General features: G+C 57.1%; 10 protein-coding genes. 8 read left to right on the forward strand and 2 right to left on the reverse strand.

What is annotated here, in order from left to right; genetic code table 11:
• Nucleotides 1-8: 8 nt before the first annotated feature.
• Entirely contained in the window at nucleotides 9-92 is an 84-nt protein-coding gene (locus EV586_RS21890; RefSeq protein WP_481937770.1) for a hypothetical protein, read from the forward strand.
• A gap of 13 nt (nucleotides 93-105) precedes the next feature.
• Here the strand turns inward: EV586_RS21890 and EV586_RS17670 are convergent, their stop codons facing one another.
• Nucleotides 106-750 (reverse strand): TetR/AcrR family transcriptional regulator, encoded by a 645-nt coding sequence (locus EV586_RS17670; RefSeq protein ID WP_165898685.1) that lies wholly within the window; start codon nucleotides 748-750, stop codon nucleotides 106-108.
• A gap of 175 nt (nucleotides 751-925) precedes the next feature.
• On the opposite strand from EV586_RS17670, the gene EV586_RS17675 reads away from it, so the two are divergent.
• The 6 genes from EV586_RS17675 (at nucleotide 926) to EV586_RS21895 (ending at nucleotide 13,727) form a co-directional block, all read left to right on the forward strand.
• Nucleotides 926-2,083 (forward strand): YhgE/Pip domain-containing protein, encoded by a 1,158-nt coding sequence (locus tag EV586_RS17675; RefSeq protein ID WP_132946415.1) that lies wholly within the window; start codon nucleotides 926-928, stop codon nucleotides 2,081-2,083.
• Between the two features lie 299 nt (nucleotides 2,084-2,382).
• Nucleotides 2,383-4,140, forward strand: coding sequence for a ribosomal protection-like ABC-F family protein (gene abc-f / locus EV586_RS17680; RefSeq protein ID WP_132946416.1), 1,758 nt, complete (start codon nucleotides 2,383-2,385; stop codon nucleotides 4,138-4,140).
• 62 nt (nucleotides 4,141-4,202) lie between these two features.
• Nucleotides 4,203-5,822, forward strand: a complete 1,620-nt coding sequence (locus EV586_RS17685; protein WP_165898686.1) for a phosphodiester glycosidase family protein — start codon at nucleotides 4,203-4,205, stop codon at nucleotides 5,820-5,822.
• Nucleotides 5,823-6,061: 239 nt separating this feature from the next.
• Nucleotides 6,062-12,898 (forward strand): RHS repeat-associated core domain-containing protein, encoded by a 6,837-nt coding sequence (locus EV586_RS17690; RefSeq protein WP_132946418.1) that lies wholly within the window; start codon nucleotides 6,062-6,064, stop codon nucleotides 12,896-12,898.
• Between the two features lie 13 nt (nucleotides 12,899-12,911).
• The gene (locus EV586_RS17695) at nucleotides 12,912-13,316 is read left to right on the forward strand and encodes a hypothetical protein (protein WP_132946419.1); all 405 of its coding nucleotides are present in this window, start codon (nucleotides 12,912-12,914) and stop codon (nucleotides 13,314-13,316) included.
• Nucleotides 13,317-13,481: 165 nt separating this feature from the next.
• Nucleotides 13,482-13,727 (forward strand): RHS repeat-associated core domain-containing protein, encoded by a 246-nt coding sequence (locus EV586_RS21895; RefSeq protein WP_132946420.1) that lies wholly within the window; start codon nucleotides 13,482-13,484, stop codon nucleotides 13,725-13,727.
• A 201-nt stretch (nucleotides 13,728-13,928) separates the two neighbouring features.
• Here EV586_RS21895 and hcp read toward each other — a convergent pair whose 3' ends face one another.
• Nucleotides 13,929-15,221, reverse strand: coding sequence for a hydroxylamine reductase (gene hcp / locus EV586_RS17705; protein ID WP_132946421.1), 1,293 nt, complete (start codon nucleotides 15,219-15,221; stop codon nucleotides 13,929-13,931).
• 209 nt (nucleotides 15,222-15,430) lie between these two features.
• Here hcp and EV586_RS17710 point away from each other — a divergent pair, with 209 nt between their 5' ends.
• Nucleotides 15,431-16,666 (forward strand): MFS transporter, encoded by a 1,236-nt coding sequence (locus EV586_RS17710; protein ID WP_132946422.1) that lies wholly within the window; start codon nucleotides 15,431-15,433, stop codon nucleotides 16,664-16,666.
• The last annotated feature ends 11 nt before the right edge of the window (nucleotides 16,667-16,677 follow it).

Raw genomic sequence — 16,677 nt, forward strand, 5'->3', positions numbered from 1 at the left:
CCGCCTACATCAACTACTATAACAACTCACGTTTCCAAACTAAATTAAGCGAGCGCTCCCCCGTTGAGTACCGGAAAGCGCTCGCTGCATAATACATGTCCTTTATTACTGTCTACTTGACGGGGCTACGACCAAACGGGGAGTGTCTTTTTCGATCGGCAGGATGCCAAGGCTGCGCATCGGGCCGTGGCGGGCGAGATGAAAGAGGTTGGTGACGAGGTAGCGCGGCGTATAGGGCATGTCGTGTTTCAGCCACCATGTCAGCACGCCGATCAGCGCGGACGTGATGTACTGAACGGCGAGGTCTTTTGGCACCATCAGCTGATCGTCCGAAGCGACGAGCGACTGCATACCGTGCCGGAACTTGGTGTGAAACTCCTCCAAGAGGCGATTGGAGAAGTTCAAGTCGCCTTTTTTGACCAGCATCACTTGGAAGAAGCGGGCATGCACGGCGATCTGTTCAAAAAAATGCACGATGTGCGGGGGCGGGGTGGTGGTCAAAATCACCTCGGGTGTGATCTTCACGTCTCCCATCAATTCGGTCAAAATCTCATCGGTGCTCTGGTCGAGCAGGTCCTGCTTGTCTTTGAAATGCAGGTAAAACGTAGCCCGGTTCAGCCCGGCGCGCTCGGCGATCTCCTGCACGGTGACTTTGTCATAGTCTTTCTCCTCGATCAGCGACACGAGGGCATCGCGCAGCAGCAGGCGGGAGCGTTTGATGCGCGGATCGATCTTTTTTTCACTCGACATGGACGTGCTCCTTGCTGAAGTTTGGCGGGATTTTCGACAGATTCGTGCCTGATGTTGACTACGCGACACGGCGCTCGATGTTGTTGGTTGCGTCTCCTCCGCTTTGCTTTTAGCATACTCAACAGAGGGTCGACTAATCAACATCGTGTTAAATAAGTGTTGCAGGGGGGAGAAGATGAAAAGCTTCGCGCATGTCTTTACGCAGAAATTTTTCTATATCGGATTAGCGGTCGTGCTGCTGGTCGGCACGATCATGGTGTTTGCCAACATGGGCTCGACGGTCAGCCCGACGCCAACCGACTTGCCGGTCGCGCTCGTCGTCGAGGATGAAGGCCAGTTCGGGCAGATGATGGCAGAAAAGATCCAAGGGGTGGAAACGCCGCTGAAGTGGACGCTGCTGGACAGTGAACAGGCGGCGCTCGATGCGCTGGACCGCGAGGAGTATTACGCGGCGGTCGTGCTGCCCCAAGCGCTCAGCGGGCAGTTGGCGACGCTGCAAACGCCTGCGCCCAAGCAGGCTGAAGTCAAGGTGTACATCAACCAGGGCAAAAGCCTCACCGCCGCCAATCTGGCGAACGGCGTGATCGAAAAAATGTTCACCGGCGTCAACGCCCAGCTGCGCGAACAGACGCTGGCCGCCGTGAAACAGCGCGGCAACATGCTGTCGACCGAACTGGCCGCTGTGCTCGCCGCTCCGGTCAAACTGACCAGCACGCCGCTGCACCCGGTCGGCAGCCACAGCGCCAACGGCAACGCACCGGCCGTGCTGACCCAGCTCGTCTGGTTCTGCTCGATGATCGGCGCGGTGCTGATGTTCCTCGCCGCTTCGAAAAACGCGGAAGGCAAAAGCCGCTTCGCCGTGCTGCTCGGCCAGATGCTCGCCGGGATCTTCGTGATCGTCGTCGGCGTGCTGACGGTGCTCGGCCTTGCGACCGGGATCTTGGGGCTGGAGCTGTCCGATTTCTGGCAGGTCGCTCTGTTCTTGATGTTTGCAGGCTATTGTTTCTTCCTGCTGCAGACGACGCTGCTGTCGTGGATCGGACTTGGCGGCATGCCGATCTTGGTCCTCATGTTCTTCTTTGGCGCTCCGGTGCTCAGCCTGCCCAAAGAGATGCTGCCTGTGATCTCGCAAGACTGGCTCTATTCCTGGCTCCCGCTGCGCTTCAGCGTGGACGGTCTGCGCGACATCCTCTATTTCGGCAACGGCGACAATCTGGCCGATCCGATGTGGACGCTGGGCTGGATCGGAGCTGCCGGTGTTGTCCTGATTCTGGCTTCTTCCATCAAAAACGGGCTTGCGAACAAGCGAGCCGATCTGGTATCCTCGAAGTAACTGTAAGGGAAAGGTGGATTGGTTTTACGGACATGGACACTTTGTTTGTATTCTAATAGCCCCGCATGAAGGAAACATAGGGTGTAGAATGCAAACGCGGCCTGCGAAAACGGCAGGCGGCGAGTAAGGGAGTAGTCTGTCTACTTTCGGAGACTCGCAGTGTGAACCATGTGCCGACGAACCGATTCGCCTTGCAACGGGGAATCTGTCTGTTTTGCCGTGGGCGCATCTGCACCCACGGTTTTTTTGTATGTAGGGCTCTGTTGTCAAATCTGCCAAACAGGGAGTGACCTACAGCAATGATGGTACTTTTACAAGCACATGAGTTGTACCGGTCGATCGGTACAAAGGAATTGATTCAACACATCGATCTGGAGATCAGAAGCAAGGACCGCATCGGCCTGATCGGGCCGAACGGGGAAGGAAAATCGACGCTGATGCGCCTGCTCGCCGGGATCGATGAGCCGGAAGGAGGCACGCTGCTCAGCTCCTGCCGCATCGGCTACATCCCGCAGTCGCTGGAAGGGGAAGGGAGTCTGAAGGTAAGCGATTGGTTCGTGCGCCAAGACGTGCTGCCGAAGCCGGAGATCGCCAAGGAACTCGGCATCGGCGACCACGTCTGGGAGCGGCCCGTCGCTAGCTTGAGCGGCGGGGAGCAGACCAAGATCGCGCTGCTCGCCGCGCTCAGTCTAAGCCCGGAGCTCTTGCTGCTCGACGAGCCGACCAACCACCTCGACCTCGATGCGGTGCGCTGGCTGGAGAAAACGCTGAAGAAGCTCAAGATCGCGCTGGTCGTCATCTCGCACGACCGCCGCTTCCTCGACGAAGTGACGAACACCACCTGGGAGCTGAAAAAAGGCAAGCTGACCGCCTATCCCGGCAGCTACACGTCGTACGCGGCGTGGGTGGAGAGCGAGCGGGAGCGCATCGAGCAGGAGTACAGCGATTATTTGAAAGAAAAGGGCCGGCTCGAAGACGCGATCACCCGCAAGATGCAGTGGGCCGCCAAAGGCGACAAAGGGCGCAAAGCGACCGACTCGTTCGCCCGCCACCTGAAAGCGATCGACAAAGCGCGCGTCTTGAAAACGCACAGCACCGTCAAGGCGATGCAGCGCCGCCTCGACGACCTCGAACCGGAGGAGAAGCCGGAACAGCGCCTCGTCGCCAACGTACGGTTTCTTGAGATCGCCCAGTCGGAGCGCCCCGTGCTGGTGCGCGGCGAAGAGATCTCGTTTGGCTACGGTGACCGTAAGCTGCTGTGCGATGTGAATTTCGAAGTGGAAAAACACGACCGGATCGCCTTGATCGGCCCGAACGGCGCCGGCAAAACGACGCTGCTAAAAATGTTCACCGGCGAGCTGGAGCCGCAGCAAGGACAGCTGCGCGTGACGCCGACGGCGAACTTGGGCTATTTCGACCAAGTCTTCGCCACGCTGAACCTCGAGCGCAGCCTGCTCGACGACCTGCTCCAGCTGGACGGCATGGACCGCACCACCGCGCGAGTGTTCCTCGGCAGCTTCCTGTTCCGCGACGATGAAGTGTTCCGCAAGCTGTCCACGCTCAGCTACGGCGAACGCGTGCGCTACGTGTTCGTCAAGCTGATCCTCGCGCGCACGAACACGCTGGTGCTCGACGAGCCGTCCAACCACTTGGACATCGTGACGCGGGAAAAAGTGGAGGAAGCGCTCTCCGGCTACCCCGGCGCGGTGATCTGCGCCTCGCATGACCGCTATTTCCTCGAACAGCTGACCAACAAAGTCTGGGAGCTGCGCGACGGCAAGCTGACCGTGCACCCGTACGGCTTCCGCGAGTATTGGGAGCGTCAGCAGCAGGATCAGAAACAGCAGAGCAGGCAGCAGAAGCAGGACGGCAAGAGCGCCAAGAAGATCAACAATCAGCAGCTGAAAGACGAGATTCTGCAGATCGAAAACCGCCTTGCCCAGCTGACATGGGACCTGACCACCGTGGTCGAGGAGGCGAAAAAGCAGGAGCTCGACCGCGAATTCATCGACCTCAGCCGCCGCCGCAACGGGCTGCGCGCCGAATTGAACGGGTAGCAGGGCTTGAACTTAGAACGGCGAATCAGTACGGGCAAGGGGTAAGATTTTGGAGGTGCACGATGAAACAGAAAGTGGGTGCGGCACTGTTAGCCGCGCTGATGCTCACCGGCGTGCCGACTGCGGCCGGCGCTGCCGATCCCGGCGTTGCGCCGAGCACGCAGACGGTGCTGGGCCGGACGGTGCAGCTGGTGTATATCAACCTGAACGATCCGAACCTTGAAGTCAAAGCGGTCTCGGCAGAAAACAAAGTCGGCGAGACCGAGCCTTTGTCCGCGCTGGCCACTCGCAACGGCGCATTGGCGGCGATCAACGGCGGTTACTTTAACGCCTATTCGGACGGACAGCCGCTTACGGTGGTGCGCACGAACGGGAAGTTTGTGCACAACGGCAGTTTTGGCGCGGTGTTTGGCATCAATGCGCTAAACAAGCCGTTTTTCGGCCGGATGTACCCGACGATCGAAGGCAGCACGGGCGGCTCGTGGAGCTGGCCGAACAACTGGACGGCGTGGGGCATCAACCACTACTATGACAACGCCAGCGCGATCTCGATCCTGACGCCCGACGCGAAAAAACGCACGCTGCCGGCCAGCGGCAAGACGGTGGTCGTGCAAAACGGCGTGGTCAGCAAGATCGTCAGCGGCGACACTGCGATCCCGGCGAACGGCTATCTGGTGCATTTTGGCGCCAATGTGCTGTCGTCGGCCAATGCGTTCAGCGTGGGGGAGCAGGCGTCGTACAAGATCAGCTACCGCAGCTCGGCGGGCAAACCGATGAACGTCGATGCGGTCGGCAACATGATGGGCGGCGGCCCGCTGCTCGTTTCGGGCGGGGCGGTGGTGGTCGATCCGGCTGCCGAAAAGTTTACCGATCCCAAACAGACGTCGCGCGACTCCCGCTCGACCCGCACCTTTATCGGCTGGCGTTCTGACAACCGCCTCGTCTTCGCCACGGTGCCCAACGTGTCGGTCTACGAGCTGGCCGATGTCGCCAAAGCGCTGAACATGACGCATGCGGTCGGCATGGACAGCGGCGCGACGGCCGGCCTCTACGCCAACGGCAGTTATCTGACCACGCCGGGCCGCGAAGTGCCGAATGCGGTGGTCGTGCGCAAACGCGACGCGTCATCGGTCAACATGTCCGGCTATGTAGACGTCTTCCAGGACCACTATGCGTATCAGGCGATCGCCAACCTGAAACAAAAAGGCGTGATGGGCGGCGAAGTCGTCGGCACGTCGCGCTTCTTCAACCCGAGCAAGACGATGACCCGCGCCGAGCTGGCCGCGGTGCTGACCCAAGCGTTCGCCTTGCCTGCAGGCCAGCATGCGTTCCGCGATGCCAAAGGCGCGTGGTATGACAGCTTTGCCGGTGCGGTCGTCAGCGCCGGGTACATGGCCGGTTATTCGGCAACTGAGTTTGGCGGCAATGACGCGGTGACGGAGGAGCAGGTGATCGCCATCCTTGCCCGCATCCTCGCCAAACACGGCGTCCCGGCCACGCAAAAAGACCTCTGGCTGCAAAATCCCCCCAGTTCCTGGGCGGAAAAAGACGTGCACCTCGCGATCAAGCAGGGCCTGCTCGTCGATGCGTTCGGCGACAAAGCGTTCCTGCCGAAAGACCAGGCACAGCGCGCCGGCGTTGCGGTGCTGCTCGACCTCGCGATGAAAAAGATCGGCAAATGATGAAGAACTGAAGTTTGTTGCAGCCACCCGCTCCGTTTCGGAGGGGTGGCTTTGTTCATATATCGAAATGATAGATACAACATCTAAAGGTTTTTCGGAAAATGGAAATGATTTAGAAAATAATCAAATTTTACTGTTGTCAAAAGGTGCTTCGATTTACCTATCGAAAGAATAGTACTGTTATCCTAAATTTAACTTCTCGATCCGGGAAAATAGTTTGAAAAGGAGACAGGAGACGCATGGGTAAAAAGAAGTGGGCACGCAAGCTGACATCGCTTGTCCTGAGTGCCGCAGTGCTCGTCTCGCCGCTTGTACCGGACAGTTCCGGGCAAGTTCAGGCAGCTTCTGCCGCGGAGTGGGATCCGCTGCTGGAATGGCTGCCTGGGAACGGGCAGAATTTCGACCCGGCTACGCAGTTGCAGCGCGGGTTGCAAGGACCGGGGCAGGCGATGGACAATCTGGCCGTCTCGCCGGTCACGGAAGCGGAAGACATGCAGCCGACTGCGCCGGAAGACCCGGTTGATGTGACGACCGGGGCGCTGATTTTGAAAGAAGTCGATTTTGCCTATTCGACATTCGGGCCGCCGCTGACGCTTGAGCGCTCGTACTCGACGAAACTGGCCGGGACCCGGTCGATTTTCGGACATGGGTGGTCGATTCCGCAAGACCGCTATTTGCAGATGTACGATGAATTTGCCATCGCCGACGTGCACGGGAACGGGACGCGGGAGAACTACAAGTTTACCAAATCCAATCCGGATATCGAGTTCGTTGAAAGCTACGACGACGATCCGAAAATCTACTATCCGCTGCACCTCGGCAGTTATGCCCCGGCCGATGCGGACAGCCAAAAAGAGCTGCGCCGCCGCGGTCCGACCGACTACCTGATCTGGGACCCGGAGAATGGGTACGCCTACGCGTTCCACGGGTACAAAGCCCCGTGGCGCGACGGGCAGTCTCCGAAAGCGGGCAAACTGATGCGCTATGCGGACCGCACCGGTTTGACGATGTGGATCGATTATGACGAGCAGGGACGGCTGAAAAGTTTCAAGGGCAACACGCCGCCCAAGCTGACCTTTGGCTATACCGGGAACAGCCCGCTCGTCACTTCGGTCAGCGACAACGGAGGGCTGACCTCTCGTTACTCTTACGACGGAGCGGGCAATCTGACCGGAATCACCCGCCCGGACGGCTCGACGCTGCAAATGACGTATGACAGCGAGCACCGCATGACCTCGCGCTCCGAAAACGGCGTCAAGACCGTGTACGTGTACACTGGAGGCAAAGTGACGGCGATCAAAGACGGTCTGGACCGCACGATCTACTCCTACCGCAATGAAAGCAACAAAGTCACCCGCACCGATGCGGATGGCAACACGCTCGTCTACACAGTCGAAGGAGGCAAAGTCAGCCAGACCGTTGACTCCAAAGGTGTGCAGATGACATTCAACGCGGAAGGAAAAGTCGCTGCCATCAAAACGAACAAAGGGACGACCACCTTTGCCTATCAAGGCGATGTGACGCTGCGCACCGACCCGTTAGGCCGCGTGACGCGCATCGAGAACCACCCCGTTTTTGAAAAGCCGACCCGTGTCGTCGAACCGGGCGGCGCGGAGTGGCGCTACACCTACAATGAAAAGGGAACGTTGACCTCGGTCACCGATCCGAAAAACCGTGTCACCCGCCATGAGCTCGACCCGTTCTGGCAAGTGACGATGAAGACCGTCGACCCCTCGGGGCGCGGGATGCAGTATGACTACAACAACCCGTTTGCCAAAGTGTCCGAAGTCGTCAACGCCAAAGGCGAGATGACACGGTACACGTACGACAACTCGATGCGCCTGACCCGCGTCGACTACCCGGGCGGACGCAGTGTTCTCGTGGAGTACAGCGGAGGCAGCCGCAACCCGTCGAAGGTCCGCGGGCCGCTTGGCAGCGAGAAGCGATTTGTCTATGACAAAGGGCGCCTGATGGAGACGATCGACGAGGCGGGGGAGGGCACGAAATATCGTTACAACGCCTTGGGCCAGGTCAATCAGATGACCGCACCGGGCAACCTTGTCACCTCCTACACCTACACGGCGATGGGAAATATCGCGAGCATCACCTACCCGGACGGACGGCAGGTGCAGTACGACTGGGCACAAGGACGCCTGAAATCGAAATCGGGCAAAGGCATCGCATCGGCTGAGTATCAGTATGATGCGTACGGGCTGGTCACCGGCGTCAAGACAGCAGCAGGCACCACCGTCTACGAACGCGACGCAATGGGGCGGGTGATCGGCGTCACCACACCGGGGCAGCACAAGACCCAGTATGCGTACAACGCAGCCGGCCACGTGGAAAAGGTTACCGACGCGCTGGAGCGCAGCGTCACCTATACGTACGACGTGTACGGTAACGTGCTGACCAAAACCGACCCGCTCGGAGACATCACCAAGTACGCGTATGACGAATGGCAGCACCTGTCCTCGGTCACCGATCCAAAGGGGCGCGTTACTTCGTACACCTACGATGTATTGGGGCGCGTATTGACCGTCACCGACCCGGAGGAGCGCATCACGGAGTATGCGTATGATCCGATGGGCAACGTGCTGGAAGCAAAGAACGGAACGCTCGTCACCACCTACCAATATGACGAGGCGGGGCGTCTGATCACCCAAACCGACCCTGCAGGCGGAGTCACGGGGTACAAGTATGACAAAAAAGGCAGGGTCGTTGAAAAAATCGATCCGGGCGAGAAATCAACCACCTATACCTATCATCCGACCGGGCTGCCGGCGAGCAAGACCGATACGCTCGGCAGAACCTACCAGTTTCAATACGATCCGGCCGGCCGACTGATCGAACTGCTCGATCCGCGCGGGCACAGCACCTTGTTCCGCTACGATTTAGAAGCGCGCACGGCGGAAGTGATCCGCGACGAAGGCATTTCGAAACTGCACCGCTATAATGCGGCAGGCAACCTGATCGAAGTCACCGATGAAAACGGGCATGCCACACAGTACACCTACGATGCTGACCAGCGGCTGACGCAGGTGGAGACACCGCTTGGCAAGACGCAGTACCGTTACGACGCGCTGGGCCGGTTGACGGAGGAGATCGACCCGCTCAACCATGCGACCGCCTACGCCTACGATCCGTTGGGCCGCGTCACCGACGTTACCGATCCGTCCGGTGCGGTGACTTCCTACAACTACGACCCGCTCGGGCTGTATGTGGAAGAAAAGCTGCCGAACGGGAAGACGAACCGCTATGAGTACAACAAAGTGGGCGAGCTGCTCTCTTTCCGCGACGCAGAAAATGGCGTGACCTTGTACAAATATGACGAATTGGGCCGTTTGCTGGAAAAGACCAACCCGCGCGGCCACACAGCCAGCTACGAATATGACAAGTTGGGACGGCTGACCACCCTGACCGATCCCAAAGGCTATACAACCACCATGACCTACGACAAAACGGGCAACCTGCTCACGCGCACCAACGCGCTCGATCATGTGTGGAGCTACACCTACGACGCAGCGGGCCGCCTGACCACCGTCACCGACCCGATGGCGCAAACGACAGCTTATGCGTATGACGAAAACGACAACCTGACCGGGATCACCGACGTGATGAAGCGTCAGACTTCGTTTGCGTATGACGTTTTGAACCGCCTGATCGAGCAAACCGACACCGGCGGCACCAAAACGCGCTACGTCTATGACAAAGTGGACAACCTGATCCAAGAGATCGACCAAGCAGGCGATCCGGTCCTCTACGCCTATGACGAGCTGAACCGTCTGGTCAGCATCACCGACCGTGAAGGGAATACGACGACGACCGTATACGACGCAGCAGGCCAAGCTGTCGAAACCACCGACGCCAACGGTGCGAAAACGCGCTATGGCTATGACGCATCCGGACGTCTGACCCAAGTGACCGATGCGTTGGAAAAAGTGACATCCTACCGCTATGATGCGATGGGCAACGTGCTCGAGCAGACCGACCCGCTCGGCCACACCATGTCCTGGACATTTGACGGCTTGTCCCGCGTGACCTCGGAGAAAGACGGGCTGGGCAACACCACATCCTTCCGCTACGACGGGGCGGGCAACCTGACCACCCGCATCGACGCGGCAGGCGAGAGCACCACGTATGTCTACGATGAGCGCCAACTGCTCACCGGCATCAACAGCCCGAGCGGCACCGCCAGCTTTGCTTACGATGTGATCGGACGCCTGACTGGCGCGTCGAACCGGGCTTCTGAAGAAACGTTTGCTTACGACAAATTGGGGCGCATCACCTCGGTGACCAACAAGCGCCTTGGCAAATCGATTTCCTACGCGTACGATGCGATCGGCAACAAAACTGCCATGACCGACTCCGACGGCCGCACGACATCCTACACCTTTAACGAGCGCGATCAGGTCCGCACCGTCACCGATCCGGAAGGTTTTGTCACGAGTTACGAATACAACCCGTTCGGACAGGTGCAAAACATCCGCGGCGGCGATCTGACCACGACCGCATATGAATATAACAAAAACGGCTTCGTCACCAACATTCATACCACGAATGCGAATGGCGTCTTGGAGAGCCTGAGTTACACCTACGATCGCCTGGGGAACCTCCTGAACCAAACCGAAGCGGACGGGGCTGTCACGAAGTTTGCCTACGACGAGCTGTCCCGCCTTGTGGAAGCCGTCTACCCGATTGAAAAAATCGAAGCGATCCGCGACACCTACTACACTCCGCCGCTCAACAAACTGGTTCCGTCCGCAGCCAAAGGCGGCAACGGGAACGGCAATGGCGGAGAGGTCAAAACGCCGGGCAACGGAAATGGTAATGGCAACAATGGCAACAATGGCAACAATGGCAACAATGGCAACAATGGAAATGGCAATGGCAATGGCAATGGCAATGGCAATGGCAATGGCAATGGCAATGGCAATGGCAATGGCAATGGCAATGGCAATGGCAATGGCAATGGAAAAGGCCCGCAAGACAAAGGCCCGGGCAAAGGAAACGGCTATGCGTATGGCAAATACAAGAACAGAAGCAACAACACGTACGAACCGGAGACCCTGCAAGAGCTTGGCTATCCGCCGAACTACGTGCCGGAAGATCCCGATTTCTTCCTGAATCCGGTGGAGCGCGTCACCTACACCTACGATGCGGCAGGCAACCGCACCACGATGACCGACGACTACGGTCAAGTGACCTACCGCTACGATGCGGCCAACCGCCTGATCGAAGCGGACGGGGAAACGTACTCGTATGACGCCAAAGGCAATCTGACCTCGAGAACGACCGAACACGGTCCGGTCAACTACGCCTACAACGCGGACAACCAACTGACCAAAGTGTCGTATGCGGATCAGACGTATGTCCAATACGACTACGACGCCTTTGGCCGCAAAGTCTACCGCCAAGAGCAGTTCTACGACCTGAACGGCCCCGGAGCTTCGATGGGCGGAAACAACGGAGCAGCAACCGGCAAAGAGAAAAATCCCAACCCGGGCAACGGCAAAGGCAACGCCTACGGACACGACAAGAACCAAGGCAGCGAAGGCAATGGTGGAGTGATTAAAAACTATCACCTCAAGCAAGAGACCACCCGCTACCTCTACGACGGGCTTGCCCTGCTCAACGAGTACAACGGCAGCGACAACGAGCTTTTCGCCTACTATGCGCGAGGCGAGCAGGATCAGGTGATCTCCCGCAAGATGTTCGGCTTCCAAGGGCGCAAAGAGCAAGGGTACTTAGGCAACCTGCGCGACCGAGGACACCAGCTGTTCTACCACTACGATGTGGCGGGCAATGTCACCGACCTGACCGACCACACGGGCAGCGAAGTGCTGAAATACCGCTACGACGCATTTGGCGGGGTGTTCACCCAGCTGTGGAACCCGTACAACCAAGTCGGTCTCACCGGCAAGACCTACGACATCAAAGCCAGCCTGATGGACTACAGCGCCCGCTGGTACAGCCCGGTGAACGGACGCTTCACCACGCAGGACACCTGGCCCGGGTACCTCGACGACCCGCAATCGCAAAACCGCTACATCTATACCGTGAACAACCCGCTCAAATACGCCGACCCGACCGGCCACATCTTCTGCAGCATCCAAATCGGAGACTGCGACATGAGCATTGAAGACCCTCCACCGCCCGCATCCGGAGGTGGAAGTGGAGGTGGAGGTGGAACGGGAGGCGGGGGCAACCCCGGAGGCGGAGGCATCTTCGATCCGGTCGACCCGGACCCGATCCCCGATGAAGAGCTGGAAAGAATCATCCGGGAGCAGATCCGGCAACAGCGAATCAATGACTATGCGAGCAGTTCAGGCTCCATACCGCTCGAAAGCATGTCCCGAACCGAGAAGCTCACGATGCTCTACCTGTTGACAGCATCGGGACAGTACAACGGTAATCTCTCGATGCAAGACAACATGGAGGCAACTGGCCTTTATCTCAACCAATCGTTCGGCAACTACGACGACCGCACGATCCAAAGAGCGATCGGCCTGCAGATGGAAGCGAACGAGCGCCAGCAATACTGCCAATCCGGCCCGGGACTCAGCACCCAAGAATGCCAGTTCTACAACGGCATGCAACTGATGATCGGCGTCCAAGGAATGCAAGCTTCCGGCGCAGGGAATCTGTCGCCCCGCACCTACCAACCGCCCGACCCAACCCCGATTCAGCCGGATGCGAAGACAAGGGTGCTCAAGCCGGCTGCTCAGCCTGTTGGGGGGACACCAAAAGCTGGGGCAGGAAATCTTATTAAGGATAGTTCTAGCTATAAGGAATTAGCTAAAAACCATAGTGCAGAAGATCTGATTAGAAATTTAGAGAAAAATGGATGGACAAAAGTGGTTGATCCTCCGAGAAGTGCAAGAAGCGGTGAAGCAATAAAATTTACTAATCCTGAAAATGGAGACGCAATACGAATTATGCCAAATCCCGCAGACGGAAAGCCATATTTTAAGGTTCAAAATAAGGGTGGGGGATGGCTTGATGAGTTTGGTAAATTCCCATCAAATGCGACAAAACAAGAATTAAGAGATTTAACGCACTTTTATTTTGGCAAGTAGAGGGGGTAATGTAGTGATTATTGCAAATGGTTTTGGCGAGATATTCGATACTTTAGACTTTACGGATAGCATAGTTGAGCAAATAAGCTGGGAAAACGATTTACTAGATTTAGTATTAACTGTCGATTATTACTTCGATAGTGGTGAATGTAATTTATTGAAGATTAGGTTTAAAGACTGTCTGAAAGCTGATTTTTTGCTGACAGATAACTTGTTAAGTATTCAGGAGGAGGAAAAGCGCTCATACAGCATGAGTTGGTATACCATTCAAAATTACAGACTTGTCAAGGATAGTGACTTCATAAAAAAATGTAACAGACCAGATTTATTGCACATTGAAATCTATACAGTAGACCAAGAGGTACCATGGCTTTCGATTGTTAGCAAGGGAGTAACAGTAGAGAAATTTAGTGAGTAAAAACTACTCAATTTATTGATGGTGTATGCCAGAACATAGGTGGGCGAAGTCACCTTTATACCAAAATTTCAACAAATTTCATGTATTGTTAATTTTTTAACCACCAACACCTCAAGAAGCAAATTGCTACTTGAGGTGTTATAACTTTTTTTCAAAACCAGCCTGATGGACTACAGCGCCCGCTGGTACAGCCCAGCGAACGGCCGCTTCACCACGCAGGACACCTGGCCAGGGTACATCGACGACCCGCAATCGCAAAACCACTACATGTATACAGTGAACGACCCGCTCAAATACGCCGACCCGGACCCGATTTCCGATGAAGAGCTGGACCGAATGATCCAAAATGCTTACGATGGCCTACTTGTTCATCGCACCAGGCATTTACCTCAACCAACCACTCGTCAATGACCGAGTACCAGAAATAAGTAATGAGTACGTAAGGTTTTATACGATCAACTCCTGGAAGTATCTCGGCAAAGACAAACCAAACTATCCCTATCGTTTCCACTAAACGCAGAGCCATAAAAAGACCCCCGCCACAGCGAATTGGCGGGGGTTTTCAAGATGGAAAAAGGAAAGTGGTGGTGCTCGTGTTGCGGTGGTGCTATGTTACTGGACCATCGGGAGCATTTCCAGCAGGTCCTGCTCCGGAGTGGTCACAAGCTTCAAACCAAAGTTGTCGACCAGCACGTTCATCACGCCTTCGGAGATGAACTCCGGCGGCTTCGGACCGATGCGCACGTCTTGGATGCCGAGCGAGAAGAGGCCGAGGAGAATCGCGACCGCTTTTTGCTCGAACCAGGAGAGCACGATCGAGACCGGCAGTTCATTGACCGGCACGCCGAACGCATCGGAGAGGGCGAGCGCAATTTTCACGGTCGAGACCGAGTTGTTGCATTGGCCGAGGTCGATGTAGCGCGGGATGGTGCCGTCGATGGTGCCGAAGTCGATGTCGTTAAAGCGGAACTTGCCGCAGGAAGTGGTCAGGATGACCGTGTCTTGCGGGAGGCTCTGTGCCAGTTCCCGATAATAATTGCCGCCCGGGCCCGGTGCGTCACAGCCTGCGATGACGAAGAAGCGGCGGATCTTGCCTGCTTTGACCGCTTCGATGATCTCCGGGGCGAGACCGATCACAGTTTCATGATGGAAACCGGTTGTCAGCGTGAGATCAGATGCGATGTCCGCCGGCGCGAGCGAAAGCGCTTTTTCAATCAGAGGAGAGAAGTCATCGTTTTCGATCTTTGCAACGTTTTCGAGACCGGCCACTTCGTAGGAGAAGAAGCGGTCCGCATAGGTGCCGCGGATCGGCATGACGCAGTTGGTGGTTGCAAGGATCGCGCCGGGGAACTCTTCGAACAGTCGGCGTTGGTCGTACCAGGCTTTGCCGATGTTGCCTTTCAGGTGGGTGTATTGTTTGAGCGCCGGATAACCGTGCGCGGGCAGCATTTCCGAATGGGTGTAGATGTTGATGCCGGTGCCTTCGGTCTGCTTGAGCAGCTCTTCGAGCGCATACAAGTTGTGGCCGGTCACGACGATCGCGTGGCCTTCGATCTTGTTTTGCGAGACGGTGACCGGCTCTGGAATGCCGAAGTGCTTGGTGTGCGCTTCGTCGAGCATTTCCATCACGCGGATCGCCGCCGAGCCGACTTTCATCGCCATGTCGATGTGCTCTTGCAGGTTGAAGTTGGAGTTGGTCAAGGTCATGTAGAGCGCTTCATGGGTGATGCGGTTGACCTCTTCATCATAATAGCCAAGCTGGCGGGCATGAGTGGCGTACGCTGCGATGCCTTTCAGCGCAAAAATCATGGTGTCTTGCAAGGATGCGATCGCTTCGTTTTTGCCGCAGACGCCGATAACTTTGCAACCGCCTTTTGCCGTTTGTTCACATTGGTGGCAGAACATGGTGTGCAGCCTCCCGTCGTTGTTTTCTTTGATGTCTTCAGTATAGGAGCCGGACGGGTCGATTCGGTATCGGGAGATTCCCCGAAATGAGGGAGGAGATTCCCTGAACGATTTGTCTGGAGGAGATTGACAGAAAGAATGGATTTGAATATTATCTAATTAGACAATATTCGAATTAGATGCGTATCAAATCTGTGAGGTGAGGAAAGATGCAGACGGATTGGCGGATTCCTTTTCAAAACAGGGGCTTTGCCTGGCTGTTCGGCGGACAGTTGATCACAGCGCTGGGGACGTGGTCGAGTTACATTTTGATCCCGCTGCTGGTCTACCGGATGACCGGCGACCCGGTGGCGGTGGGGATCTTGATCTCCTGCCGGCTGTTGCCGTTGATCGTGCTGGCCCCGCTGGTCGGGAAGGTGATCGGGCAGCGCTCGCTGCTGCGGGTGATGATCGAGTCCGATCTGGTGCGGGCGGTGGCGATGCTGGGGTTTTTGTGGATCGACACGCCGCTGTACATGTACCTGCTGACGATCGTGATCTCGTCGGCGACAGCGTTTTTTAATCCGGGGAAGTTCGCCTTGATCCCGTCCTTGGTGCCGCAGGAGGTGCTGGCCCGGGCGAACTCGTACATCGGCGCGGCGAATCAGCTGATGATGCTGATCGGGCCGGCGCTAGGCGGCGTGACGTTTGCGTTCTTCGGGATGCAGGCGGGGATCGTGTTCAGCGCGCTGACCTTTCTGGTCTCCGCGCTGATGCTGATGCGGATCAAGGTGCGAAAGGCACCTTCTGCTGAGATGGAAGGAGAAGAGCGGCAGAAGCGGACGTGGCGGCAGCAGGCAGCGATCTTACAGAAGCTGTGGAGCCGCAAGATGCTCTTCTTTCTCTTGCTGGGGACGATGATCTCGAACTTGGGGTATGGCGGGGCGCTGAATGCGCTGTTTCCGGTGCTGGCGGAAGATCTGTATGCGGATGCGGAGATCGCCTATGGCTACATCATGTCGGCGCTTGGCGGTGGCTTGATGCTGGGGACGCTGCTCGGACCGAATCTGCAAAAGCGCTTTGCGCCGCTGCGGGTGTACGCAGTAGCGATGGTGGCCGCTTCGATGTGCGTGCTGGGCTTCGGCTCTGCACAGACGCTGTGGGCGGCGCTCCCGCTGGTCTTTATGCTGGGGATTGGCAACGGGCTGGAGGATAACGCGTCGGTGACGTACGTGCAGCAGGAGACGGCAAGCACGGGGGATACGGCCGATGTGTTTTCGGTCGATCAGGCGCTGGCTTCGATCGGCACGATCACCGGCATGGCCTTGGCGACGACGTTTGCGGCGCTGTTCGATGCGCATCAGGCCGTGCAGATGCTCAGCCTGTGTCCGTTTGCGATCGGGATCTTGATCGGGCTGTTGCAGTTGATGCCAGATCGCGCCATAAAAAAGAACCTTGGACAGTAGCCAAGGTTCTT

Source organism: Tumebacillus sp. BK434 (assembly GCF_004340785.1).
GTDB lineage: Bacteria > Bacillota > Bacilli > Tumebacillales > Tumebacillaceae > Tumebacillus_A.